Source organism: Pseudomonas sp. PS02290 (assembly GCF_029960075.1).
Classification (GTDB): domain Bacteria; phylum Pseudomonadota; class Gammaproteobacteria; order Pseudomonadales; family Pseudomonadaceae; genus Aquipseudomonas.
Map to the genome: position 1 here is coordinate 37,797 of NZ_JASCOY010000019.1, position 23,562 is coordinate 61,358.

General features: G+C 60.3%; 19 protein-coding genes. 16 read left to right on the forward strand and 3 right to left on the reverse strand.

The annotated features are described in order from the left end of the window. Window positions 1-27: 27 nt before the first annotated feature. The 3 genes from dapC to map all read right to left on the reverse strand — a co-directional run bounded on the left by dapC (window position 28) and on the right by map (window position 4,887). Window positions 28-1,224, reverse strand: a complete 1,197-nt coding sequence (dapC, locus tag QMX88_RS11530) for a succinyldiaminopimelate transaminase (RefSeq protein WP_282369292.1) — start codon at window positions 1,222-1,224, stop codon at window positions 28-30. Between the two features lie 96 nt (window positions 1,225-1,320). Then, on the reverse strand, window positions 1,321-4,020 hold the full coding sequence (locus tag QMX88_RS11535; RefSeq protein WP_282369294.1) for a [protein-PII] uridylyltransferase: 2,700 nt from the start codon (window positions 4,018-4,020) through the stop codon (window positions 1,321-1,323). Between the two features lie 84 nt (window positions 4,021-4,104). Then, window positions 4,105-4,887, reverse strand: coding sequence for a type I methionyl aminopeptidase (gene map, locus QMX88_RS11540; protein WP_282369296.1), 783 nt, complete (start codon window positions 4,885-4,887; stop codon window positions 4,105-4,107). Window positions 4,888-5,226: 339 nt separating this feature from the next. Between map and rpsB the strand changes: the two genes are divergently transcribed. From rpsB to dnaE, 16 genes are all read left to right on the forward strand, one after another. Continuing rightward, the gene (gene rpsB / locus QMX88_RS11545; RefSeq protein ID WP_037014262.1) at window positions 5,227-5,967 is read left to right on the forward strand and encodes a 30S ribosomal protein S2; all 741 of its coding nucleotides are present in this window, start codon (window positions 5,227-5,229) and stop codon (window positions 5,965-5,967) included. A gap of 187 nt (window positions 5,968-6,154) precedes the next feature. Beyond that, window positions 6,155-7,018, forward strand: coding sequence for a translation elongation factor Ts (gene tsf / locus QMX88_RS11550; protein WP_122537362.1), 864 nt, complete (start codon window positions 6,155-6,157; stop codon window positions 7,016-7,018). Between the two features lie 222 nt (window positions 7,019-7,240). Continuing rightward, entirely contained in the window at window positions 7,241-7,984 is a 744-nt protein-coding gene (gene pyrH, locus QMX88_RS11555) for a UMP kinase (protein WP_037014256.1), read from the forward strand. Next, entirely contained in the window at window positions 7,981-8,538 is a 558-nt protein-coding gene (frr, locus tag QMX88_RS11560) for a ribosome recycling factor (protein WP_065989845.1), read from the forward strand. Before pyrH ends, frr begins: the two co-directional genes overlap by 4 nt. 16 nt (window positions 8,539-8,554) lie before the next feature. Then, a complete protein-coding gene (uppS, locus tag QMX88_RS11565) occupies window positions 8,555-9,310 on the forward strand; it encodes a polyprenyl diphosphate synthase (protein ID WP_074891303.1) in 756 nt (251 codons plus the stop codon). Continuing rightward, entirely contained in the window at window positions 9,310-10,128 is an 819-nt protein-coding gene (locus QMX88_RS11570) for a phosphatidate cytidylyltransferase (protein WP_282369307.1), read from the forward strand. The genes uppS and QMX88_RS11570 overlap by 1 nt, the downstream gene beginning before the upstream one ends. Beyond that, window positions 10,125-11,315, forward strand: coding sequence for a 1-deoxy-D-xylulose-5-phosphate reductoisomerase (ispC, locus tag QMX88_RS11575; protein ID WP_192170827.1), 1,191 nt, complete (start codon window positions 10,125-10,127; stop codon window positions 11,313-11,315). The genes QMX88_RS11570 and ispC overlap by 4 nt, the downstream gene beginning before the upstream one ends. Window positions 11,316-11,402: 87 nt before the next feature. After that, the gene (gene rseP, locus QMX88_RS11580; protein ID WP_282369313.1) at window positions 11,403-12,755 is read left to right on the forward strand and encodes an RIP metalloprotease RseP; all 1,353 of its coding nucleotides are present in this window, start codon (window positions 11,403-11,405) and stop codon (window positions 12,753-12,755) included. A gap of 75 nt (window positions 12,756-12,830) precedes the next feature. Continuing rightward, entirely contained in the window at window positions 12,831-15,203 is a 2,373-nt protein-coding gene (bamA, locus tag QMX88_RS11585; protein ID WP_282369315.1) for an outer membrane protein assembly factor BamA, read from the forward strand. Window positions 15,204-15,249: 46 nt separating this feature from the next. Further along, a complete protein-coding gene (locus QMX88_RS11590; RefSeq protein WP_037014235.1) occupies window positions 15,250-15,753 on the forward strand; it encodes an OmpH family outer membrane protein in 504 nt (167 codons plus the stop codon). 4 nt (window positions 15,754-15,757) lie between these two features. Continuing rightward, window positions 15,758-16,813, forward strand: coding sequence for a UDP-3-O-(3-hydroxymyristoyl)glucosamine N-acyltransferase (lpxD, locus tag QMX88_RS11595; RefSeq protein ID WP_282369319.1), 1,056 nt, complete (start codon window positions 15,758-15,760; stop codon window positions 16,811-16,813). 112 nt (window positions 16,814-16,925) lie between these two features. Continuing rightward, a complete protein-coding gene (gene fabZ / locus QMX88_RS11600) occupies window positions 16,926-17,366 on the forward strand; it encodes a 3-hydroxyacyl-ACP dehydratase FabZ (RefSeq protein ID WP_037014232.1) in 441 nt (146 codons plus the stop codon). Further along, the gene (gene lpxA / locus QMX88_RS11605; protein ID WP_282369324.1) at window positions 17,363-18,139 is read left to right on the forward strand and encodes an acyl-ACP--UDP-N-acetylglucosamine O-acyltransferase; all 777 of its coding nucleotides are present in this window, start codon (window positions 17,363-17,365) and stop codon (window positions 18,137-18,139) included. Before fabZ ends, lpxA begins: the two co-directional genes overlap by 4 nt. A 2-nt stretch (window positions 18,140-18,141) precedes the next feature. Continuing rightward, window positions 18,142-19,278 (forward strand): lipid-A-disaccharide synthase, encoded by a 1,137-nt coding sequence (gene lpxB / locus QMX88_RS11610; RefSeq protein WP_282369326.1) that lies wholly within the window; start codon window positions 18,142-18,144, stop codon window positions 19,276-19,278. An 11-nt stretch (window positions 19,279-19,289) separates the two neighbouring features. Then, window positions 19,290-19,931 carry a ribonuclease HII gene (gene rnhB, locus QMX88_RS11615; RefSeq protein ID WP_122622967.1) on the forward strand — a complete coding sequence of 214 codons (642 nt, stop codon included), beginning with the start codon at window positions 19,290-19,292 and terminating at the stop codon, window positions 19,929-19,931. A 71-nt stretch (window positions 19,932-20,002) separates the two neighbouring features. Beyond that, a complete protein-coding gene (gene dnaE, locus QMX88_RS11620; RefSeq protein ID WP_282369333.1) occupies window positions 20,003-23,524 on the forward strand; it encodes a DNA polymerase III subunit alpha in 3,522 nt (1,173 codons plus the stop codon). Window positions 23,525-23,562: the final 38 nt, after the last annotated feature.

The following is a 23,562-nucleotide window of genomic DNA, read 5'->3' on the forward strand; positions in this document are numbered from 1 at the left end:
TGCAGGCTGGCCTCAGTGCGCCAGGTATCACCGGCTCGTCACGAAATCCCGGATGCGCTGCGCGGCTTCGATGCACTCGGCCAGCGGTGCAACCAGTGCCATGCGCACGCGACCGGCGCCGGGATTGAAGCCTTCGACCTCGCGGGACAGGTAGGAGCCTGGCACCACCGTCACGTGCTGGGCGACGAACAGATCCCGGCAGAACGCCGCGTCATCAGTCCCGACGCTGGGCCACAGATAGAAACCGCCGTCCGGGTGTTGCACGTCCATGACCGGGCTGAGGATTTCCAGCACGGCGTCAAACTTTTCCCGGTACAGCGTGCGGTTGGCGCGCACGTGTTCTTCATCGCTCCAGGCCGCGATGCTTGCCAGTTGCGTCTGCACCGGCATCGCGCAGCCGTGGTAGGTGCGGTAGAGCAGAAACGCCTTGAGAATCTCGGCATCGCCGGCGACGAAACCCGAGCGCAGGCCCGGCAGGTTCGAGCGCTTTGACAGGCTGTGAAAGACCACGCAGCGTTTGAAATCCTGGCGACCCAGTTCGGCGCAGGCGCTGAGCAGGCCGGGCGGCGGGGTCGCTTCGTCGAAATACAACTCGCTGTAGCACTCGTCCGCGGCAATCACGAAATCGTGCTTGTCGGCCAGGGCGATGAGCTTCTTCAAGGTTTCCACCGGGATCAGCGCACCGGTCGGGTTGCCCGGCGAGCACAGGAACAGAATCTGGCAGCGGTCCCAGACATCAGCGCTGACCGCGTCGAAATCCGGGTTGAAACCGTGCTCGGCCAGGCACGGCAGATAGTGCGGAGTGGCGCCGGCCAGAAACGCCGCGCCTTCATAGATTTGGTAGAACGGGTTGGGGCTGACCACCAAGCCGTTGTCAGCGCGGTTGACGACCGTCTGGGTAAAGGCGAACAGCGCCTCACGGGTGCCGTTGACGGGCAGCACGTGTTTCGCTGCATCCAGCCAGCCGGCAGGCACGCTGAAACGGCGCTCGCACCATGTGGCGATGGCTTCACGCAACGCAGGAAGCCCGGCCGTGGTCGGGTAGACCGCCATCTGATCGAGGTTGTCGGCCAGCGCCTTGGCGACGAACTCCGGCGATTTGTGCTTGGGTTCGCCGATCGACAGGGCGATCGGACGTTTGTCCGGATTCGGCGTAACGGCACCGAGCAACGCGCGAAGTTTCTCGAAAGGGTAGGGCTGAAGCTGCTGCAGGGCGTTATTCATGTCGAATCGTTCTCAAGGCTGTGCGCCCGCACTCGTGTTCACGATGTGGCAGGGCGCCGTTGAATCAAGTCGTTAAGTCGTGCCGTCCTGGCGGGTTCAAATGCTGATGCGCAACTCGCTGCCGGGCTCGGGATTCACGCTGAGCTGCTCGACGATTTCATCCTGCAGGCGTCGACACAGTTGTGGGTCGGACAGCGGCTGGTGGTTTTCATCGGTCAGGAAGAACACGTCTTCCACGCGCTCGCCCAACGTGGCGATCTTGGCGTTCTGCAACGACAGATCGAACTCCAGGAAGATCTTGCCCAGTCGCGCCAGCAGTCCAGGTCGATCCGGCGCACTGAGCTCCAGCACCGTGACCGGCCGTTGCGCGTCGTTGGAAATCGTCACCACGGGCGCGAAGGCAAAGTGCTTGAGCTGACGCGGTACCCGGCGCTTGATGATGGTCGGGTAATCGTCGGGGTTGCGCAGCGCCTCGGTCAGGCCCTCGCGAATGGCCTTGATGCGCTCCGGATTGTCACCGATCGAACCGCCTTCGCTGTCGAGCACGATGTAGGTGTCGAGGGTGAACTGGCTGGTGGACGTGATGACCCGGGCGTCGTGAATGTTTAGGTTCAGCTGGTCCATGGCCGCCACGGTCACGGCGAAGAAGTCGTGCTGGTCGGGCGCATAGATGAAGATCTGCGTGCCGCCTTCGAACTCGCGCTGGGTGGTTTCCTTGATCAGCACCAACGGGCCGCCATCGGCTGGCTGCTGCAAAATCGCGTCGCTGTGCCAGGCCACGTCGCCGGCGGTGTGACGCAGGAAATAGTCATCACCCAGTTGCGACCACAGTTGCTCGACGTCGTCGGGATCAGTGCCGCTGCGCACCAGAATATCCAGGGCGGCGCTTTGCGTGCGACGGATCTGCTCCTCGCGGTCGACCGGGTTCTCCAGCCCACGTTTGAGCGCGCGCTTGGTCTCGGTGTACAGCTGGCGCAGCAGGCTGGCCCGCCACGAGTTCCACAGCGTCGGATTGGTCGCGTTGATGTCGGCGATGGTCAGCACATAGAGGTAGTCCAGGTGCACTTCATCGCCGACGAACTGGGCGAAGTCGTGAATCACCTGCGGGTCGGACAAGTCCTTGCGCTGGGCGGTGGTCGACATCACCAGATGGTTCTGCACCAGCCAGACAATCAGCTGGGTGTCCCAATTGGGCAGGTGATGACGAATGCCAAACGCTTCGGCATCCACCGCGCCCAGTTCCGAGTGATCGCCGCCGCGGCCCTTGCCGATGTCGTGGTAAAGCCCGGCCAGGTAAATAAGCTCCGGCTTGGGCAGTTTGGCCATGAGCTTGCTGGCCAGCGGGAATTTCTCTGACACCTGCGTGTATTGCAGCTTACGCAGGTGCTTGATCAGGTTCAGCGTGTGGGCATCGACCGTGTAGATGTGGAACAGGTCGTGCTGCATCTGCCCGACGATATGGCCGAACTCCGGCAGGTACAGGCCGAGAATGCCGTAACGGTTCATCCGCCGCAGGTTGCGATGGATGCCTATCTCGCATTTGAACAGCTCGATGAACAGGCTGGTGTTGCGGATATCGTTGCGGAAATCGTCGTTGATCAGGTAGCGGTGTTCCCGCAGCAGCCGGATGGTGTCGGCCCGCACGCCTTTTATTTCCGGGCGCTGCGCCATCAGCACGAAGATCTCGATCATCGCGAACGGCGTGCGCTTGAAGACGTTCGGATGGGTCGCTTCGATGTAACCGTCATGCAGCTGGAAGCGCGAGTTGATGGTCTCGGTGACCGTGCCTTCGTCGTCCGCCAGGATGACTTCTTCGAAGTGCTGAATGATCAGGTCGCTGAGCTGCGCGATGCTCATGACCACCCGGTAGTACTTCTGCATGAAACGTTCAATGGCCAGCTTGGCGTCGCTGTCTTCGTAGCCCAGCAGGCGCGCGATACTGGTCTGGTAATCAAACAGCAGACGGTCTTCGGAACGACCGGCGAGCATGTGCAGCGCGTAACGGACCTTCCAGAGAAATTCCTGGGAGGACGCCAGCAGCGCGTTTTCGCTCTCCAGCAGAAAACCCTCGTCGGCCAGTGCGTGCAGATTCAGCGTGCCGTACTGGCGACGGGCAACCCAGAGAATGGTCTGGATATCCCGCAGGCCGCCGGGCGAGCCTTTGACGTTGGGTTCGAGGTTGTATTCGGTGTCGAAATACTTGTGATGGCGGTTCTTCTGCTCGGCGCGTTTGGCCAGGAAGAACTCTTTGCTCGGCCACATTTCGCGGGTGCTGGTGACGGCGAGCATGCGCTGACGCAGTCGCTCGGGACCGGCAATCGTGCGGCTTTCCATCAGATTCGTGATGACGGTCAGATCGGCGCGGGCTTCGGTGGCGCATTCGTCCACCGAGCGCACGCTCTGACCGACTTCCAGGCCGATGTCCCACAGCAACGTCAGAAAACGCTCGATGGAGTCGCGGAAAACCTCATGATCGGCGCTGTCCAGCAGGATCAGCAGATCGATGTCGGAGTAGGGGTGCAGTTCGCCGCGACCGTAGCCGCCGACCGCCAGCAAGGCGATGTCGGCGTCTTCGCTCCAGTCGAACTGATCCCAGGCCTGCTGCAGGATGTTATCGACAAACCAGGCACGGTCTTCGATCAGCCGACGAATTTCCCGGCCGGACTTGAAGCGTCCGTCCAGCACTTCGCGCGCCTGACGGATGGCTTTCTTGAAGGCGGGTATGGGGCTGGCCTTCAGTGCCAGCTCGGCCTGAAACTGGCCGCGATCGAACAAATCTGGGTCCACCTGCGGCATCGAACTGCTTTCCTTCTATCTATACCGACCGTGCTAAACCGACCGTGCTGGCTGTACCGGCTTTGATCGCAAGTGACTTCGTGATCAGACCGAGGTGCGGGCGATGGTGTCATCGCTGCGCAGGGTGAAGATCTCATAACCGGTCGCGGTCACCAGAATGGTGTGCTCCCACTGCGCCGACAGCTTGCGATCCTTGGTGATGGCTGTCCAGCCGTCGCCCAGCAGACGCGTGTCGGCCTTGCCCTGGTTGATCATCGGCTCGATGGTGAAGGTCATGCCTTCTTTCAGCTCCACACCGTCCCCGGCCTTGCCGTAGTGCAGCACTTGTGGCTCTTCATGGAAGACCTTGCCGATGCCGTGGCCGCAGTATTCGCGGACGACCGAGAAGCCGTTCTTCTCTGCATGCTTCTGGATCACTTCGCCGATATCGCCCAAATGCGCGCCGGGCTTGACCACTTCGATGCCTTTATAAAGGCACTCCTGGGTGACGCGGGACAGACGCTCGGCCCATTCAGGCACCTGGCCTACGTGGAACATCTTGCTGGTGTCGCCGTGGTAGCCGTCCTTGATGACGGTCACGTCGATGTTCAGCACGTCACCATTCTTCAGCGGCTTCTCGTTCGGAATGCCGTGGCAAACCACGTGGTTGATCGAGGTGCAGATGGATTTCGGGAAACCCTTGTAATTCAGCGGCGCCGGAATGGCCTTCTGCTCGTTGACGATGTAGTCGTGGCAGATGCGGTCCAGTTCTTCGGTGGTCACGCCAGGCTTTACATAGTCGCCGATCATTTCCAGCACGTCCGCAGCCAGGCGGCCGGCAATGCGCATCTTCTCGATGTCTTCGGGGGTTTTCAGTGTCACGGTCATTAAACAGGCTCTCTCGGCGCGGCGGGGCCACGGCTTGATACGGAAAAAACGCGATTCTACCAGACCGTCGTCAGGCGGGTTATCATCCCGTCCCCGATCGCGGAGGACAGGGTGCCTGACCGTTAACGCGAGGAGGACAAAAGCGTCGGAAAAACAGGCTCTTATTTCGAGTTCCGTTATCCAGTCTTTTGTGATATAAAATGCGCCGCTTTACGGGGTCTGCCCCGAAAGCTCTAACCCACACACGTGTCGACACGATGACCTGGGTGCCTTCGGCTCAAGCCGCTGGTTGGTCATTGGGATACGTGGAGGCCTAACCCGACTTATCAAGGAACTATCATGTCCCAAGTCAACATGCGCGATATGCTGAAGGCCGGTGTGCACTTCGGTCACCAGACCCGTTACTGGAACCCGAAAATGGGTAAATACATTTTCGGCGCGCGCAACAAGATCCACATCATCAACCTTGAAAAAACCCTGCCTATGTTCAACGAAGCTCTGACTTTCGTTGAGCGCCTGGCTCAGGGCAAAAACAAGATCCTGTTCGTCGGCACCAAGCGTTCCGCTGGCAAGATCGTCGCTGAAGAAGCAGCACGTTGCGGTTCGCCGTACGTCGATCACCGCTGGTTGGGCGGCATGCTGACCAACTTCAAGACCATCCGCGCTTCCATCAAGCGTCTGCGTGATCTTGAAATCCAGGCAGAAGACGGCACTTTCACCAAGCTGACCAAGAAAGAGGCGCTGATGCGTACTCGCGATCTGGAAAAGCTGGATCGTAGCCTGGGTGGTATCAAGGACATGGGCGGTCTGCCAGACGCTCTGTTCGTTATCGACGTTGATCACGAGCGCATCGCGATCACCGAAGCCAACAAGCTGGGTATCCCGGTCATCGGCGTTGTCGACACCAACAGCAGCCCTGAAGGCGTTGACTACATCATTCCGGGCAACGACGACGCAATCCGCGCCATCCAGTTGTACATGGGTTCGATGGCTGACGCTGTGATCCGTGGTCGCAACAACAATGCTGGCGGCACCGACGTTTACGCTGAAGAAGCTCCAGCGGCAACTGTTGAAGGCTGAGTAACAAACGCCTGGCGTTGACTCAGTACGCAAAAAGGGGGCTTGGCCCCCTTTTTGCCACCTCGAAAACCATCTGACGTTGCCATCGATCTTATTGTCATGTGCAGCAGTCACCATGGATTTTCAAGAATTTGAACGCCCGTCTTGCGGGTGGAATGGTTGAAGACCTATCCAAGAGGATTTTGAAATGGCAGAGATTACTGCAGCGTTGGTCAAAGAACTGCGCGAGCGTACCGGCGAAGGCATGATGGATTGCAAAAAGGCCTTGACCAAGGCTGGCGGCGACATCGAAAAAGCCATCGACGATATGCGTGCTTCGGGCGCAATCAAGGCCGCCAAGAAAGCAGGCAACGTTGCTGCTGAAGGCGCCATCTCCATCAAGGACGACGGCAAAGCTGCTGTCCTGATCGAAGTCAACTCCCAGACCGACTTCCTGGCTCTGCAGGATGACTTCAAGGCATTCGTCGCCAAGAGCGTCGAGAAAGCCTTCGCTGACAAGCTGACCACCGTTGAGCCTCTGGTTGAAGCGATGGAAGCTGATCGTCTGGTGCTGGTCGGCAAGGTTGGCGAGAACGTCAACATCCGTCGTCTGGCGCGCATCGAAGGCGACGTGCTGGGTTCGTACCTGCACGGCAACAAGATCGGCGTGGTTGTCGTCCTCAAGGGCGGCGATGCAGAGCTGGCGAAAGACATCGCCATGCACGTAGCAGCGACCAACCCTGAGTTCCTGCTGCCGTCGGACGTTTCGCCAGAAGCGATCGAGCGCGAGAAGAATGTCTTCATGCAGTTGAACGAAGACAAGCTGAAAGGCAAGCCTGCTGAAATCGCCGAGAAGATGGTTGGCGGTCGTATCAGCAAGTTCCTGGCTGAAGCGAGCCTGGTTGAGCAAGCGTTCGTCAAGAACCCGGAAATCAAGGTCGGTGAACTGGCCAAGAAAGCCGGCGCTGAAATCGTTTCCTTCACCTACTTCAAAGTAGGCGAAGGCATCGAGAAGCCAGTCGACAACTTCGCTGAAGAAGTCGCTGCTCAAGTAGCTGCAAGCAAGCAATAAGACGGTTTTCCAACTGTCGCCCCGAAGAGGCTGCCCGCTAACGCGCGCAGCCTCTTTGTCAAAGCGGTACGCGGAATTGTTATTGCTGCACTGAATTTGTTTTTGCAGGGGGCTGGGCCTACGAGGCTGCATTTCCCTGAAGCAGTGACCTAGAGTTAGCGCAGGCCGAAAACGGCCCGCAACTCGAACGATTTTTTTCAAACGCCGCAGGAGAGATTCGCAATGGCTCAGCAGGGCAGTGGCTATCAAGCTCGCTATAAACGCATTCTACTCAAGCTCAGCGGCGAGGCCCTGATGGGGTCGGAAGAGTTCGGCATCGACCCCAAGGTGCTGGATCGCATGGCGCTGGAAGTCGGTCAGCTGGTCGGCATCGGTGTTCAGGTCGGTCTGGTCATCGGCGGCGGTAACCTGTTCCGCGGCGCAGCGCTGAGCGCGGCCGGCATGGATCGGGTCACGGGCGACCACATGGGCATGCTGGCCACCGTGATGAATGCGCTCGCCATGCGTGACGCGCTGGAGCGGGCCAACATCTCGGCCATCGTGATGTCAGCCATTTCCATGGTGGGCGTTACTGATCACTACGACCGGCGCAAGGCCATGCGTCACCTGAATGCCAAGGAAGTCGTGATCTTCGCGGCCGGTACCGGCAATCCGTTCTTCACCACGGATTCCGCAGCGTGTCTGCGCGCGATCGAGATCGACGCTGATGTCGTGCTGAAAGCAACCAAGGTCGATGGTGTGTACACTGCCGATCCATTCAAGGACCCGCATGCCGAGAAGTTCGATCGTCTGACCTATGACGAAGTGCTGGATCGCAAGCTGGGTGTGATGGATCTGACAGCCATCTGTCTGTGTCGTGACCACAAGATGCCACTGCGTGTCTTCAATATGAACAAGCCCGGCGCCCTGCTGAACATTGTGCATGGCGGCGCGGAAGGTACTTTGATCGAGGAAGGCGAACAATGATCAACGAAATCAAGAAAGACGCTCAAGAGCGGATGAAGAAATCCCTTGAGTCCCTGGCCCATGCATTCGGCCAGATCCGTACCGGCAAGGCGCACCCGAGCATTCTCGGCAGCGTGATGGTGCCGTACTACGGTTCCGACACTCCGTTGAGCGGCGTCGCCAACGTGACCGTGAAGGACTCCCGTACGCTGCAGGTCGTGGCGTTCGAGCGCAACATGCTGTCTGCAGTCGACAAAGCGATTCAGAGCGCTGGCCTGAACCTCAACCCGACCAACCTGGGCGAGATGCTGTTGATCTCCATGCCTGCCTTGACGGAAGAGACCCGCAAGGGGTTCACCAAGCAGGCTCGCAGCGCCGCCGAAGACGCCCGCGTTGCCGTGCGTAACATCCGCCGTGACGCGTTGGGTGAACTGAAGAAGCTGGTCAAGGACAAGGAAATCAGCGAAGACGAAGAGCGCCGCGCCGCTGCCGACATCCAGAAGCTGACGGACAAGGCTGAGGCGGACATCGACGCCGCGACCAAGTCCAAAGAAGCGGACCTGATGGCCGTATAAGGGCCGGGAAGCTTTCATGGATAAGACAAAGCTGGCTGCGCCGGCATCGGTGCCGCGTCATGTCGCGATCATCATGGATGGGAACAACCGCTGGGCCAAGAAGCGCCTGCTGCCCGGTGTAGCAGGCCACAAGGCCGGCGTCGACGCTGTTCGTGCGGTGATTGAAGTCTGCGCCGAGGCCAAGGTCGAGGTGCTGACCTTGTTCGCGTTTTCCAGCGAGAACTGGCAGCGCCCGGCGGAAGAAGTCGGCGCGCTGATGGAGTTGTTTTTCACGGCGCTGCGTCGCGAGACCAAGCGCCTGAACGAGAACGGCATCAGCCTGCGCATCATCGGCGACCGTTCGCGGTTTCATCCCGAGCTGCAGGCTGCCATCCGCGAAGCCGAGCAGCGTACGGCTGAGAACAGCCGCTTCGTCCTGCAGATCGCCGCCAACTACGGCGGTCAGTGGGATATCGCTCAGGCTGCGCAGCGGCTGGCCCGTGAAGTTCAGGCCGGCCATCTGCGCCCGGAGGACATCACCCCGGAGCTGCTGCAAACGTGCCTGGCCACCGGCGACTTGCCGCTGCCCGACCTCTGTATCCGCACGGGCGGCGAGCACCGCATCAGCAATTTCCTGCTGTGGCAGCTGGCCTATGCCGAGCTGTATTTCTCCGACCTGTTCTGGCCGGACTTCAAACACGATGCCATGCGCACTGCGCTGGCCGATTTCGCTTCTCGCCAACGCCGCTTCGGGAAAACCAGCGAGCAGGTAGAAGCTGGAGCCCGCGCTTAATGCTCAAACAACGAATCATCACTGCGCTGATCCTTGCGCCGCTGGCCCTGTGCGGCTTCTTTCTGCTGGCAGGCGGCAGCTTCGCGTTGTTCATCGGCGCGGTCGTCGTACTCGGCGCCTGGGAATGGGCGCGTCTTTCCGGCTTCGAAGCCCAATCGGCCCGCGTTCTGTACGCCGTGGTGGTCGCTGCGCTGCTGTTTCTGTTGTACCTGCTACCCGACCTCGCGCCCTGGTTGCTGGTGGCGGCGCTGATCTGGTGGCTGGTGGCAAACTGGCTGGTGCTCACCTATCCCGAGTCCAGCGAGCATTGGTCCAGTGCCCTCTGCAAACTGCTGATCGGTTTGCTGATATTGCTGCCGGCCTGGCAGGGCCTGGTGCTGATCAAGCAGATGCCGCTGGGCAACTGGCTGATCCTGTCGGTGATGATTCTGGTGTGGGGTGCCGACATCGGCGCCTACTTCTCCGGCAAGGCATTCGGCAAGCGCAAGCTGGCCCCGAAAGTTAGCCCGGGTAAAAGTTGGGAAGGTCTCTACGGCGGTTTGGCGGCGTGTCTGCTGATCACGGCGGCGGTGGGCGTCTATCGCGGCTGGTCGCTGAGCGAAATCATCTTCGCTTTGGTGTGCGCGGCGATTGTCGTGCTCATTTCGGTCGTCGGTGATCTCACCGAGAGCATGTTCAAGCGCAAATCCGGGGTCAAGGACAGCAGCAACCTGCTGCCGGGCCACGGTGGTGTGCTGGATCGCATCGACAGCCTGACTGCCGCCATTCCGGTGTTCGCCTTGCTGCTCTGGGCCGCCAAAGACTGGGGCGTGATGTGAGTACGCCTCAGCTCATTACCGTGCTCGGCGCAACGGGCTCGGTGGGTTTGAGCACGCTCGACGTCATCGCGCGGCATCCGGCGCGTTATCAAGTGTTTGCCCTGACGGGTTACACGCGCCTGGCCGAGCTGTTGGCGTTGTGCGTTCGCCATACCCCGCAGTTTGCCGTGGTGCCGACGACGGCCGCCGCCCGCCAGTTGCAGGACGACCTGCGCGCAGCCGGTCTCGATACCCGCGTGCTGGTGGGGGAGGGCGGGCTCTGCGAAGTGTCTGCTCACCCTCTGGTGGATACCGTGCTCGCCGCCATCGTAGGTGCCGCCGGTTTGCGCCCGACCCTTGCCGCTGTTGAGGCGGGCAAGAAAGTCCTGCTGGCCAACAAGGAAGCGCTGGTCATGTCCGGCGCCCTGTTCATGCAGGCTGTTCGCCGCAGTGGCACGGTACTGCTGCCGCTTGACAGCGAGCACAACGCGATCTTCCAGTGCCTGCCCCGTGATTACGAAAGCGGTCTCGAGAAGGTCGGCGTCAGACGCATTCTGCTGACCGCATCCGGTGGCCCGTTCCGTCAGACACCGCTCGCCGAGCTGGAGCACGTCTCCCCGGATCAGGCCTGTGCCCATCCGAACTGGTCCATGGGTCGCAAGATTTCCGTCGATTCAGCCAGCATGATGAACAAGGGCCTCGAGCTGATCGAAGCCTGCTGGCTGTTCGACACGACGCCTGCGCGGATTGAGGTGGTGATTCACCCTCAGAGCGTGATCCATTCAATGGTCGATTACGTCGACGGCTCGGTGCTGGCGCAGTTGGGTAATCCCGACATGCGCACGCCGATTGCCCACGCGCTGGCCTGGCCCGAGCGCATCGACTCGGGCGTCGCGCCGCTGGATCTGTTCAGCATCGCGCGACTGGACTTCGAAGCACCGGACGAAGTGCGCTTCCCATGCCTGCGTCTGGCGCGGCAAGCTGCCGAGGCGGGTGACAGTGCGCCTGCGGTTCTGAACGCAGCCAATGAAGTCGCGGTCGCTGCGTTTCTGGACAAGCGCATTCGCTATCCGGAAATCGCGAGTATGATCGACGAGGTTCTGAACCTTGAGCCTGTCGTCGCCGTGTCCGAGCTGGAGACAGTGTTCGAGATCGACGCACGTGCCCGCACGTTGGCCGAGCAGTGGCTCGGTCGCAATGGTCGCTAGGCGGTCGGTTCAGGCAGTCGTGTTTTTGATGATTTGCATGCAATGTGGGCTTCAACGCACCGCTAGATCGGTACCCGGAGAGCAGCGATGAGCGCGCTATATATGATTGTCGGCACCCTGGTTGCGCTGGGCGTGCTGGTGACGTTTCACGAGTTCGGTCACTTCTGGGTGGCGCGTCGCTGTGGCGTCAAGGTCCTGCGTTTCTCGGTGGGCTTCGGCATGCCGCTGCTGCGCTGGCGTGATCGCAAGGGCACCGAGTATGTCGTGGCGGCGATTCCCCTCGGCGGCTACGTGAAAATGCTCGACGAACGGGAGGGCGACGTTCCGCCCGAGCTGGCTGACCAGTCCTTTAACCGCAAGTCGGTTTATCAGCGCATCGCCATCGTGATTGCCGGCCCGGTCGCCAACTTTTTGCTGGCGATTGTATTTTTCTGGGTACTCGCCATGCTGGGCAGCCAGCAGGTTCGGCCCGTCGTAGGCGGTGTCGAGCCAGGCAGTATTGCAGAGAAGGCCGGGCTCAGTTCCGGTCAGGAAATCGTCTCGGTTGATGGCGAGGCCGTTACCGGATGGGCGGGTGTGAACCTGCAACTGGTGCGTCGCCTGGGTGAGAGCGGCAGCATCGCGTTGAAGGTTCGCGAGCAGGGTTCCGACGTGGAAACCCCGCGTTCGCTGGTGCTCAACGACTGGCTCAAGGGCGCAGCCGAGCCAGACCCGATTCGTTCGCTGGGTATCAGACCGTGGCGTCCGGCGCTACCGCCGGTGCTGGCAGAGCTCGATCCGAAAGGCCCCGCACAAACTGCGGGTCTCAAAACCGGTGACCGTCTGCTGGCCCTTAATAACGAGGCTGTCGACGAATGGCAGAAGGTCGTTGACTGGGTTCGTGTCCATCCCGATACGCGGATTTCGGTGCGCGTTGAGCGTGATGGCGCACAGCTGGAGGTGCCCGTTGACCTAGTGACACGTGGTGAGGGCGCTGCGGCGACCGGGTATCTCGGTGCCGGCGTGAAAGGCGTGGATTGGCCGCCGGAGATGTTGCGCGAGGTCAGCTATGGCCCTGTAGCCGCCGTCGCAGAAGGCGCGCGGCGTACTTGGACCATGAGCGTGCTGACCCTCGATTCGCTGAAGAAAATGTTGTTCGGCGAGCTCTCGGTAAAAAACTTGAGCGGACCGATAACCATTGCTAAAGTGGCGGGCGCTTCGGCCCAGTCAGGCGTAGGTGACTTCCTGAATTTCCTCGCTTATCTGAGCATAAGCCTGGGCGTTCTCAATTTGCTGCCCATACCAGTGCTGGATGGGGGGCACTTGCTGTTTTATCTGATCGAGTGGGCGCGTGGTCGACCACTGTCGGAGAAGGTGCAGGGCTGGGGGGTTCAGATCGGTATCAGTCTGGTGGTTGGAGTGATGTTGCTCGCACTGGTCAACGATCTGGGACGACTGTAAAAGCTACGCCGAATTGTGAATCTGCCGCATTTTGCGGCAGTTTGTTTATTGCCAGTTGGAATAAGAAAGGACTTCATGAAACGTCTGCTGCTAACTGCGGTTCTTGCCGTACTGATGATCGCCGAAGTTCACGCCGAGTCCTTCACTATCTCCGATATCCGGGTCAACGGTCTGCAGCGGGTTTCCGCCGGCAGCGTGTTTGGCGCGCTGCCGTTGAACGTGGGTGAACAGGCCGATGATGGGCGTCTTGTCGACGCAACTCGCGCGCTGTTCAAAACCGGATTTTTCCAGGACATCCAGCTGGGCCGCGACGGTAACGTCCTGGTCATCACAGTTGTGGAGCGTCCGTCGGTCTCGAGTATCGAGATCGAAGGCAACAAAGCGATCACCACTGAGGACCTGATGAAGGGTCTGAAGCAGTCGGGTCTGGCCGAAGGCGAAATCTTCCAGCGCGCTACGCTGGAAGGCGTCCGCAACGAGCTGCAACGTCAGTACGTTGCCCAGGGCCGCTATTCTGCAGAAGTCGCCACCGAAGTCGTGCCGCAGCCGCGTAACCGTGTGGGCCTGAAGATCAACATCAACGAGGGCGCAGTTGCCGCCATCCAGCACATCAACGTGGTGGGTAACTCGGTCTTCCCTGAAGACGATCTGGTCGATCTGTTCGAACTGAAAACCACCAACTGGCTTTCCTTCTTCAAGAACGACGACAAGTACGCCCGTGAGAAGCTCTCCGGCGACCTGGAACGTCTGCGTTCGTACTACCTCGACCGCGGCTATATCAACATGGATATCGCCTCGACCCAGGTATCCATCACGCCCGACAAGAAAAGCGTGTACATCACCGTCAACATCCATGAAGGCGAGAAGTACAGCGTCAAGTCGGTCAAGCTGAGCGGTGACCTCAAGGTCCCTGAAGATCAGGTTAAATCGCTGCTGCTGGTCAAGCCGGGCCAGGTGTTCTCCCGCAAGGTGATGACCACGACTTCCGAGCTGATCACCCGCCGTCTGGGTAACGAGGGTTACACCTTCGCCAACGTCAACGGTGTGCCGACGCCGAACGATGAAGACCACACCGTCGATATCACTTTCGTCGTCGATCCGGGCAAGCGTGCTTACGTCAACCGCATCAACTTCCGTGGCAACACCAAGACAGCGGACGAAGTGCTGCGTCGCGAAATGCGCCAGATGGAAGGCGGCTGGGCATCCACTTACCTGATCGACCAGTCCAAGACCCGTCTTGACCGTCTGGGCTTCTTCAAGGAAGTGAACGTTGAAACCCCTGCGGTGCCTGGCACCGACGATCAGGTTGACGTGAACTACGCCGTTGAAGAGCAGGCGTCCGGTTCGATCACCGCCAGTGTCGGCTTTGCGCAGAGCGCCGGTCTGATCCTTGGTGGTTCCATCAGCCAGAACAACTTCCTGGGTACGGGTAACAAGGTCACCATTGGTTTGACCAAAAGTGAATACCAGACCCGCTACAACTTCAGCTACGTCGATCCGTATTTCACGCCGGACGGAGTGAGCCTCGGCTACAGCGCGTTCTACCGCAAGACTGACTACAGCGACCTCGACGTCGACGTGGCAAGCTACTCGGTCGACAGCTTGGGTGCCGGCATCAACATGGGCTACCCGATCAGCGAAACTTCTCGCCTGAACTACGGCCTGTCGGTACAGAAGGATGAAATTAGCACCGGTAAGTACACCGTTGACGAGATCTTCGACTTCATCGACAAAGAGGGCGACAGTTTCACCAACTTCAAGGCCTCGGTAGGCTGGTCCGAATCGACGCTGAACAAAGGCACCCTGCCGACCCGTGGCAGCTCTCAGAGTCTGACGCTGGAAACCACCATTCCGGGCAGCGACCTGTCTTTCTACAAACTTGATTATCGCGGCCAGTTGTTCCACCCGATCACCAATAACTACACCCTGCGTCTGCACTCGGAGCTGGGGTATGGCGACGGTTATGGTTCGACGTCCGGTCTGCCGTTCTACGAGAACTACTACGCCGGTGGCTTCAACTCAGTGCGTGGCTTCAAGGACAGCACGCTTGGTCCGCGCAGTACGCCTAGTAACGGCAAGCGTGGCACTACTATCGACCCGGATCAGGATCCACTGCCATTCGGCGGCAACGTGCTGATCACCGGTGGCGCCGAGATCCTGTTCCCGCTGCCCTTCATCAAGGACCAGCGCTCGCTGCGCACCTCGATTTTTTGGGATGTGGGTAATACGTTCAATACCAACTGCGGCTCGCAGAAGACCACACTCGACAATCAAAAAGTTGAATGTAACGGCCCCGATCTGTCCGGCCTTGCAAGCTCCGTCGGTGTTGGCGTGACATGGGTCACTGCGTTGGGTCCGTTGAGTTTTGCCCTGGCGATGCCGGTCAAGAAACCGGACGACAGCACCGAAACCCAGGTCTTCCAATTCTCTCTCGGTCAGACCTTCTAAGGGCCTGATCACTGCTAACGACAACGGATTCTGTAGGAGTTACATCGTGCGTAAGTTGACCCAATTGGCATTGCTGGCAACGGTTCTGATCGCAGGCCCGGCATTTGCTGACATGAAAATCGCAGTACTGAACTACCAGATGGCCCTGCTCGAATCCGACGCAGCCAAACGGTACGCGGTGGATGCAGAGAAGAAATTCGGTCCTCAGCTGACCAAGCTGAAAGCGCTGGAAAGCAGCGCCAAAGGCATTCAGGATCGTCTGGTTGCCGGTGGCGACAAGATGGCCCAGCCTGAGCGCGAGCGTCTGGAGCTGGACTTCAAGCAGAAGGCCCGTGACTTCCAGTTCCAGTCCAAAGAGCTGAACGAAGCCAAGGCTGTTGCTGACCGCGACATGCTCAAGCAACTCAAGCCGAAGCTTGACCAGGCGGTAGAAGAAGTCATCAAGAAAGGCGGCTTTGACCTGGTGTTCGAGCGCGGTGCCGTGATTGACGTCAAGCCGCAATACGACGTCACTCGCCAGGTTATCGAGCGCATGAACCAGCTGAAGTAAGTTAATGACCGCGACCATCACACTCGGCCAATTGGCCGAGTTCCTCGGCGCCACCCTGCGTGGCCCGGCGGACAAGCAAATCACAGGACTGGCAACCTTGCAGGAAGCCGGTCCTGATCAGGTCAGCTTTCTGGCCAATCCTCAGTACCGAAAATTCCTCGCGACCACCCAGGCCGCTGCCGTGCTGCTCAAGCCGGCGGATGCTGAAGGGTATGCCGCTGACGCATTGCTGGTGGCTGATCCGTATCTGGCATACGCCCGTATTTCCCATCTGTTCGATCCCAAGCCCAAGGCTGCCGTCGGTGTACACCCGACTGCCCTGGTAGCGCCGGATGCGTTCGTCGACCCGGCGGCCAGCGTTGGCGCTTATGCGGTCATCGAAAGCGGCGCGCGGATTGCGGCCGGTGTGACCATTGGCGCCCATTGCTTCATCGGCGCTCGCAGCGTCATTGGCGAGGGCGGCTGGCTTGCCCCGCGCGTCACGTTGTATCACGACGTCCGTATCGGGCAGCGTGTGGTCATCCAGTCCGGTGCGGTGCTGGGGGGTGAAGGTTTTGGTTTCGCCAACGAGAAAGGCGTCTGGCAGAAGATCGCGCAGATTGGCGGTGTGACCATCGGTGACGATGTCGAGATTGGCGTGAACACCGCCATCGACCGCGGCGCCATGGATGACACTCGCATCGGCAATGGCGTGAAGCTGGATAACCAGATTCAGATCGCTCACAACGTCCAGATCGGCGACCACACGGCCATGGCCGCGTGCGTCGGCATCTCGGGCAGCGCGAAGATCGGCAAGCATTGCATGCTCGCAGGCGGTGTCGGGCTGGTGGGCCATATCGAGATCTGCGACGGGGTTTTCGTCACCGGCATGACCATGGTCACCCGGTCGATCACCGAGCCTGGATCGTATTCTTCGGGGACGGCGATGCAGCCGGCGGCGGAGTGGCGCAAGAGCGCGGCACGCATGCGTCATCTCGATGACATGGCGCGACGTCTGCAGCACCTGGAAAAGATTGTCGAGGCAGTGACCTCAGGCGGTAAAGCTTCATCTGATGGCTGATACTTTTTTCTTATCAAGCGTGCACAGCCGATAAACTGCCTCCTTGATTTGCTAGAGGAGTGACGCGCGTTAGTCGCGCCCTCCCACTCTTTACTACAGGCTTCCCTTCGAAATGATGGACATCAACGAAATCCGTGAATATCTGCCGCACCGTTACCCGTTCCTGCTTGTGGACCGTGTGGTGGAGCTGGATGTCGAGACCAAGAGCATTCGTGCCTACAAGAATGTCAGCATCAACGAGCCTTTCTTCAACGGTCACTTTCCTCAGCACCCCATCATGCCGGGCGTGCTGATCATTGAGGCCATGGCTCAAGCTGCCGGCATCCTGGGCTTCAAGATGCTCGATGTGAAGCCTGCCGACGGCACCCTGTATTACTTCGTCGGTTCCGACAAACTGCGCTTTCGCCAGCCCGTGCTGCCGGGGGATCAGCTGATCCTCGAAGCGAAATTCCTGAGCTGCAAGCGTCAGATCTGGAAGTTCGAATGCCAGGCATCGGTAGATGGCAAGCCGGTCTGCTCGGCTGAAATCATCTGTGCGGAACGCAAACTATGAGTTTGATTGACTCTCGCGCAATCATCGATCCGACGGCCGTGCTGGCCGACAATGTGGAGGTCGGCCCGTGGTCGATCGTCGGACCTGGTGTGGAAATCGGCGAGGGTACAGTGATCGGACCGCATGTGATCCTGCGCGGCCCGACCAAAATCGGCAAACACAACCACATCTACCAGTTTTCCTCGGTAGGTGAGGACACGCCTGATCTGAAATACAAAGGTGAAGCGACACGTCTGGTGATCGGTGACCACAACGTCATCCGTGAAGGCGTGACCATCCACCGTGGCACCATTCAAGACCGCGCCGAAACCACCCTCGGTGATCACAACCTGATCATGGCCTACGCGCACATTGGTCATGACAGCGTCATCGGCAATCACTGCATTCTGGTCAACAACACCGCACTGGCCGGCCATGTGCACGTGGATGACTGGGCCATTCTGTCGGGCTTCACCCTGGTGCATCAGTACTGCCATATCGGCGCGCACAGTTTTTCCGGCATGGGCACGGCCATCGGCAAGGACGTTCCGGCGTTCGTCACCGTGTTCGGCAACCCGGCCGAAGCCCGTAGCATGAACTTCGAAGGCATGCGCCGTCGCGGCTTCTCCGAGGAAGCGATCCATGCGCTGCGCCGCGCCTACAAGACCGTCTACCGTCAGGGCCTGACCGTGGAGCAGGCGATCGTCGAGCTGAGCGAACCCGCTGCGCAGTTCCCTGAAGTCGGGCTGTTCCTCAAGTCCATCCAGTCCTCGACCCGCGGCATCACCCGCTGACCATGGCCCGCTTGCGTATTGCGCTGGTGGCCGGAGAGGCCTCCGGCGACATTCTCGGCTCCGGTTTGATGCGTGCAATCAAGGCGCGGCATCCGGACGCCGAATTTATTGGTGTCGGCGGACCGCTCATGGAAGCCCAGGGCATGACGTCGTATTTTCCGATGGAGCGCCTGTCGGTCATGGGCCTCGTGGAAGTACTGGGCCGCCTGAAGGAGCTGCTCGCCCGTCGCAAGTTGCTGATTCAGGCCCTCATCGACGAAAAGCCCGACGTGTTCATCGGCATCGATGCCCCGGATTTCACCCTCAATATCGAGCTCAAGCTACGTCAGGCCGGGATCAAGACCGTTCATTACGTCAGCCCGTCCGTATGGGCGTGGCGGCAGAAGCGTGTTCTGAAGATCCGTGAAGGCTGCGATCTGATGCTGACGCTGCTGCCGTTCGAAGCCCGTTTCTATGAAGAGAAGGGCGTGCCTGTGCGTTTCGTCGGGCATCCGTTGGCCGACACCATTCCACTGCAGGCGGATCAACTGGCGGCGCGCGCCGAACTTGGCCTGGGCGAAGGCCCGGTGGTCGCGTTGATGCCGGGCAGTCGCGGTGGTGAAGTCGGGCGTCTCGGTGCGCTGTTTTTCGACGCGGCCGAACGCCTTCTCGCCGCGCGTCCCGACATCCGTTTCGTGCTGCCCTGTGCCAGCCCTCAACGCCGTGAGCAGATCGAGCAACTGCTGCAAGAGCGCGATCTTCCACTGACGTTGCTCGACGGCCGGTCCCACGTAGCGTTGGCAGCCTGCAATGCCGTGCTGATCGCTTCCGGGACCGCGACCCTCGAAGCGCTGCTGTACAAACGACCGATGGTGGTTGCCTATCGTCTGGCACCACTGACCTACTGGATACTCAAGCGGATGGTGAAAAGCCCGTACGTGTCGCTGCCGAATTTGCTGGCCCAGCGCTTGCTGGTTCCGGAGCTTCTGCAGGACGCGGCGACCGCCGAGGCCCTGGCGCAGACGCTGTTGCCGTTGCTGGAAAACGGCGATGCACAGACGGCCGGCTTCGATGCGATTCACCGAACCTTGCGTCGCGATGCTTCCAATCAGGCTGCCGAAGCGGTGCTGAACCTGATTGGCGCAACGCCTTCACAATGAGCAGGCAATCAATGCAAATGGGTCTGGACTTCAATCTTGTCGAGGATCTGGTCGCCGGTGTCGACGAAGTCGGCCGGGGCCCGCTGTGCGGCGCCGTGGTCACTGCGGCGGTCATTCTTGACCCCAAGCGCCCGATTCTGGGCCTGAACGATTCGAAGAAACTCACCGAAGCCAAGCGCGAAAGACTGTTCGACGAAATCTGCGAGAAGGCGCTGTGCTGGCACATCGCGCGGGCTGAAGTCGAAGAGATCGACGAGCTGAATATTCTTCACGCCACCATGCTGGCGATGAAGCGCGCGGTAGAAGGCTTGATCATCACGCCGAAACTGGCGCTGATCGACGGCAACCGCTGCCCGCAGCTGTCAGTGCCCAGCGCGCCTGTCATTCAGGGTGACGCCCATGTGCCGGCCATTGCCGCCGCGTCGATTCTGGCCAAGGTCAGTCGCGACCGGGAAATGGCGCGCATGGAGCTGCTCTATCCGGGCTACGGCATTGGCGGCCACAAGGGTTATCCCACGGCCGTGCACCTTGAGGCCCTGGCGCGTTTGGGCCCGACGCCTATTCACCGGCGCTCCTTCGGCCCGGTCCGTCAGGCCTGGGCCGCGCGGGACATGATGGTCTCCACCGGCTTCATGTCGCTGCCGCTCAGTTGATCGCGGGCTGATGTTTTTCTGAATGGCCGGTACAATCCGGCCTTCGTTTTTTCTGCACCATAGGATCAACCATGCCGGCTTCTTTCGTTCATCTACGCCTGCACACCGAATACTCCCTCGTTGATGGTCTGGTCCGTGTAAAACCCTTGGTCAAGGCGCTCACGGCCATGAACATGCCGGCCGTGGCGGTGACCGACCAACACAACATGTGTTCGTTGGTGAAGTTCTATAAAGCCGCCATGGGTGCGGGGATCAAGCCGATCTGCGGCGCCGACATCTGGCTGGCGGGGCGTGATCGCGATGCACCGCTCAGCCGTCTGAGCCTGCTGGTGATGAACCCCAAAGGCTACCTGAACCTCACCGAACTGATTTCCCGTGGCTTCATGCATGGCCAGCGCAATGGCCTGGTCGTCATCGAGCGGGAGTGGGTGGCCGAAGCCAGCGAAGGGCTGATTGCCCTGTCTGCGGCGAAGGAAGGCGAGATCGGCATGGCCCTGCTCGGTGGCAATCCGGCCGAAGCCGACGAGCTGCTGAAAGAGTGGCTGACGGTTTTCCCGGACCGCTTCTACATCGAAGTCCAGCGCACCAACCGCATCAACGACGAAGAACACCTGCACGCCGCCGTTGCCCTGGCCGAGCGCCATGGCGTGCCGCTGGTGGCCAGCAACGACGTGCGTTTCATCAAGCAGGAAGATTTCGAAGCCCACGAAACCCGCGTGTGCATCGGCGAAGGCCGGGCGCTGGACGATCCGCGCCGCTCGCACAACTACAGCGATCAGCAGTACCTGAAGAGCGCGGAGGAGATGGCCGAGCTGTTCAGCGATCTGCCGGACGCCCTCGCCAACACCGTCGAGATCGCCAAGCGTTGCAATATCGACGTCAAGCTGGGCACGCACTTTCTGCCCAACTTCCCGATCCCCGATGGCATGACCATCGACGAGTATTTCCGCAAGGTGTCCTTCGAGGGGCTGGAAGAGCGCCTTGCCGTGCTCTGGCCGAGGGAGACCACGCCGGACTACGAGGCCAAGCGACAGGTCTACGTCGACCGCCTGAATTTCGAACTGGATATCATCATCCAGATGGGCTTCCCCGGTTACTTCCTGATCGTGATGGACTTCATCCAGTGGGCCAAGAATAACGGCGTGCCGGTGGGTCCGGGCCGGGGGTCGGGTGCCGGCTCGCTGGTGGCCTATGTGCAGAAGATCACCGACCTCGACCCGCTGGAATACGACCTGCTGTTCGAACGTTTCCTCAACCCCGAGCGGGTCTCCATGCCCGACTTCGACGTCGACTTCTGCATGGACGGTCGCGACCGGGTCATCGAGTACGTGGCCGAGAAATACGGCCGCAACGCGGTCAGCCAGATCATCACCTTCGGTTCGATGGCCGCGAAGGCCGTGGTCCGTGACGTGGCGCGGGTACAGGGCAAGTCCTACGGATTGGCCGATCGTCTGTCGAAGATGATCCCCTTCGAAGTCGGCATGACCCTGGAAAAGGCCTACGAGCAGGAAGAGATTCTGCGCGACTTCCTCAAGGTGGACGAAGAGGCGGCAGAAATCTGGGAGATGGCGCGCAAGCTCGAAGGCGTTGTGCGTAACGTCGGCAAGCACGCCGGTGGTGTGGTTATCGCGCCGACCAAGCTGACTGACTTCTCGGCGATCTACTGCGATGAAGAGGGCGGCGGCCTGGTCACCCAGTTCGACAAGGATGACGTCGAGGCAGCCGGTCTGGTGAAGTTCGACTTCCTCGGACTGCGTACCCTGACCATCATCGACTGGGCGCTGAAGACGATTAACCGCGACCGCGCCAAGGTCGACGAAGAGCCCCTCGACATCGCGTTCATTCCGCTGGATGACATGCCGACCTACGAGCTGCTGCAGCGCGCTGAAACCACGGCCGTCTTCCAGCTTGAATCCCGCGGTATGAAAGAGCTGATCAAAAAGCTCAAGCCCGACTGCCTGGAAGACTTGATCGCACTGGTGGCGCTGTTCCGTCCCGGTCCGTTGCAGTCGGGCATGGTTGACGACTTCATCAACCGCAAGCACGGCCGTGCCGAGCTGTCGTACCCCCACGTCGATTACCAGTACGAAGGCCTCAAGCCGGTGCTTGCGCCAACGTACGGCATCATCCTGTATCAGGAACAGGTGATGCAGATTGCCCAGGTCATGGCCGGCTACACCCTCGGCGGTGCCGACATGCTGCGTCGTGCGATGGGCAAGAAGAAGCCCGAAGAGATGGCCAAGCAGCGCGGCGGTTTCATCGAGGGCTGCAAGACCAACAATATCGACCCGGACCTGGCCGGTAACATTTTCGACCTGGTGGAAAAATTCGCCGGTTACGGCTTCAACAAGTCGCACTCGGCGGCCTACGGGCTGGTGTCGTACCAGACCGCCTGGCTCAAGCGTCACTACCCGGCGCCGTTCATGGCAGCGGTGCTTTCAGCGGATATGCACAACACCGACAAGGTCGTGACATTGATCGAAGAAGTGCGGATCATGAAGCTGCGCCTTGATGCGCCGGACGTGAACAACTCTGAATTCAAGTTCACCGTGAACGACGACGGCCGTATCGTCTATGGCCTAGGCGCGATCAAGGGTGTGGGCGAAGGCCCGGTGGAAGCCATCACCGAAGCGCGACAGGAAGGCCCGTTCGCCGACCTGTTCGATTTCTGCGCCCGCATCGACCTCAAGCGCGTCAACAAGCGCACCCTCGACGGCCTGATTCGCAGCGGTGCGCTGGACCGGCTGGGCCCGTTCTTCTATGACGAGCCAAAACAGTATCAAGCCAATATCGACCGTAACCGCGGCGTCCTGTTGGCCGCGCTTGAAGAAGCCATTCAGGCGGCCGAGCAGACCGCGCGCAGTCACGACAGCGGCCATGCCGATCTCTTCGGCGGCCTGTTCGTCGAAGCCGACGCCGACGTGTACGCGAATCATCGCAGCGCCAAAGAAGTCACGCTCAAGGAGCGGCTGCGTGGGGAGAAAGAAACCCTGGGCCTGTACCTGACCGGGCACCCGATCGACGAATACGAAGGCGAGATACGCCGGTTCGCGCGTCAGCGCATCGTCGATCTGAAGCCCTCGCGGGAAACCCAGACCATCGCCGGCCTGATCATCGCGCTGCGGGTGATGAAGAACAAAAAGGGCGACAAGATGGGCTTCATCACCCTGGACGACCGTTCGGGGCGTATCGAAGCGTCGCTGTTTGCCGATTCGTTCCAGGCTGCCCAGTCGCTGCTGCAGACCGACGCGATGGTGGTGGTGGAAGGGGAGGTCAGCACCGACGATTTCTCCGGCGGCCTGCGGTTGCGGGCCAAACGGGTGATGAGCCTGGAAGAAGCGCGCACCGGGCTGGCAGAGAGTCTGCGCCTGAACGTGCGTGCCGAAGCGCTCAAGGGCGACCGGCTGCGCTGGCTGGGCGAGCTGTGCAAGAAGCACCGCGGCGCGTGCCCGATCACCCTCGACTACACCGGGCAGGAAGCCAAGGCACTGCTGCAGTTCGGCGAAGCGTGGCGGATCGATCCCGCGGACAGCCTGATTCAGGCGCTGCGTGACCAGTTCGGACGAGAGAACGTCTTCCTGCAGTATCGCTGACACCGATCAGCTCAACATTTGTGACTCGACACTTTAAA

What these genes read in the sequence shown, in the direction of transcription:
- dapC (WP_282369292.1), bottom strand. Translation starts at nt 1,224, where the DNA reads ATGAATAACGCCCTGCAGCAGCTTCAGCCCTACCCTTTCGAGAAACTT.
- QMX88_RS11535 (WP_282369294.1), bottom strand. Translation starts at nt 4,020, where the DNA reads ATGCCGCAGGTGGACCCAGATTTGTTCGATCGCGGCCAGTTTCAGGCC.
- map (WP_282369296.1), bottom strand. Translation starts at nt 4,887, where the DNA reads ATGACCGTGACACTGAAAACCCCCGAAGACATCGAGAAGATGCGCATT.
- rpsB (WP_037014262.1), top strand. Translation starts at nt 5,227, where the DNA reads ATGTCCCAAGTCAACATGCGCGATATGCTGAAGGCCGGTGTGCACTTC.
- tsf (WP_122537362.1), top strand. Translation starts at nt 6,155, where the DNA reads ATGGCAGAGATTACTGCAGCGTTGGTCAAAGAACTGCGCGAGCGTACC.
- pyrH (WP_037014256.1), top strand. Translation starts at nt 7,241, where the DNA reads ATGGCTCAGCAGGGCAGTGGCTATCAAGCTCGCTATAAACGCATTCTA.
- frr (WP_065989845.1), top strand. Translation starts at nt 7,981, where the DNA reads ATGATCAACGAAATCAAGAAAGACGCTCAAGAGCGGATGAAGAAATCC.
- uppS (WP_074891303.1), top strand. Translation starts at nt 8,555, where the DNA reads ATGGATAAGACAAAGCTGGCTGCGCCGGCATCGGTGCCGCGTCATGTC.
- QMX88_RS11570 (WP_282369307.1), top strand. Translation starts at nt 9,310, where the DNA reads ATGCTCAAACAACGAATCATCACTGCGCTGATCCTTGCGCCGCTGGCC.
- rseP (WP_282369313.1), top strand. Translation starts at nt 11,403, where the DNA reads ATGAGCGCGCTATATATGATTGTCGGCACCCTGGTTGCGCTGGGCGTG.
- bamA (WP_282369315.1), top strand. Translation starts at nt 12,831, where the DNA reads ATGAAACGTCTGCTGCTAACTGCGGTTCTTGCCGTACTGATGATCGCC.
- lpxD (WP_282369319.1), top strand. Translation starts at nt 15,758, where the DNA reads ATGACCGCGACCATCACACTCGGCCAATTGGCCGAGTTCCTCGGCGCC.
- fabZ (WP_037014232.1), top strand. Translation starts at nt 16,926, where the DNA reads ATGATGGACATCAACGAAATCCGTGAATATCTGCCGCACCGTTACCCG.
- lpxA (WP_282369324.1), top strand. Translation starts at nt 17,363, where the DNA reads ATGAGTTTGATTGACTCTCGCGCAATCATCGATCCGACGGCCGTGCTG.
- lpxB (WP_282369326.1), top strand. Translation starts at nt 18,142, where the DNA reads ATGGCCCGCTTGCGTATTGCGCTGGTGGCCGGAGAGGCCTCCGGCGAC.
- rnhB (WP_122622967.1), top strand. Translation starts at nt 19,290, where the DNA reads ATGCAAATGGGTCTGGACTTCAATCTTGTCGAGGATCTGGTCGCCGGT.
- dnaE (WP_282369333.1), top strand. Translation starts at nt 20,003, where the DNA reads ATGCCGGCTTCTTTCGTTCATCTACGCCTGCACACCGAATACTCCCTC.